Below are 1,122 nucleotides of genomic sequence, written 5' to 3'. Positions count from 1 at the left end.
ACCTCCCCCTCCTCGAACTGGGACACCGACTGCGCGCCGGTTCCACCGCCCTCCTCGTGCTCGCCGCCACCGGCCGCCCCGGCCTGGTGCGCCGCGCCACGGAGGCCGGCGCCCTGGGCTACGTCAGCAAGGACGCCGACCCCGACCGTCTCGCGAAGGCGATCCGCATGACCGCCGAGGGCCACCGGTACGTCGACGAGACGCTCGCCCCCGACTTCCTCCACGCCGCCACCATCCCTCTCACGCCGAGGGAACTGCACGTGCTCTCCCTGATCGCGGACGGCTGCTCACCGACCGAGATCGCGGACCGCCTCCACCTGTCCCGGGGCACCGTCCGGAACTACGTCGCCGCCGTCACCCGCAAGACCGGGGCCCGCAACCGCGTCGACGCCGTCCGCATCTCCCGCGAGGCCGGATGGATCTGACCACCCGAGGACCGACTCCCGGTAAAGGGAGCACCGTTCCGCCACCTCGGCGTGGGTCCCGATCTCCACCCGGCTCCCGTCCAGCACCAGGACCCGGTCCGCCCGCCGCGCCGATCCTGGCCGGTGGGCGATCACCACCAGCGTCCGCCCCCCGCGTGCCGCCAGCGCGTTCTCCGCCCGGGCCTCCGCGGCCGGGTCCAGATGGCACGTCGCCTCGTCCAGCACCAACAGCGGCGCCGGCGACAGGTGCGCCCGGACCAGCGACAGGAGTTGCCGTTCCCCGGCGGACAACGCCGTCGGCACCACCCGGCCCTGCGGACCGCCCAACCGCTCCACCAACTCCTCCGCCCCCACCTCCCGCACGGCCTCCATCACCAGCCGATCGGGGGGCGGGGGCCCGGGCCGGTGGTACAGGAGGTTCTCCCGCACCGACCCCGTCAGCACGTACCCCTCCTGGGGCACCAGGGTCCGCAGCCGCTCCATCCCCTCGGTACCCGGCCCGGCCAGGGGCACCCCGAACAGCGCCACCCGTCCCGCGTCGGGAGCCACCAGCCCGGACACCACGGCCACCAGGGTCGACTTCCCCACCCCGCTGGGCCCCATCACCGCCAGCCGCTCGCCCCGTGGCACCACCAGATCCAGGTTCGCCAGCACCGGCGACCCGCTGCCGCCGTACCCGAAGCGCACCCCCCGCGAC

At 75.0% G+C, this 1,122-nt stretch carries 1 protein-coding gene and 1 pseudogene; one reads left to right on the top strand and one right to left on the bottom strand.

The features are described 5' to 3' along the window. A partial coding sequence (locus tag FNQ90_RS27820) for a response regulator transcription factor (RefSeq protein ID WP_182608292.1) occupies nt 1-425 on the top strand: 425 nt, incomplete at its 5' end. A gap of 267 nt (nt 426-692) precedes the next feature. Here the strand turns inward: FNQ90_RS27820 and FNQ90_RS27815 are convergent. Next, a pseudogene (locus FNQ90_RS27815) lies at nt 693-1,028 on the bottom strand (ATP-binding cassette domain-containing protein); the annotation flags it as partial. Nucleotides 1,029-1,122 lie beyond the last annotated feature (94 nt).

The sequence above is a fragment of the Streptomyces alkaliphilus genome (assembly GCF_014141535.1).
In the GTDB taxonomy this organism is placed as follows: Bacteria; Actinomycetota; Actinomycetes; order Streptomycetales; family Streptomycetaceae; genus Streptomyces; species Streptomyces alkaliphilus.
The sequence above is the reverse complement of the archived record's forward strand: the minus strand, read 5'-3'. Positions and strand labels throughout refer to the sequence as shown.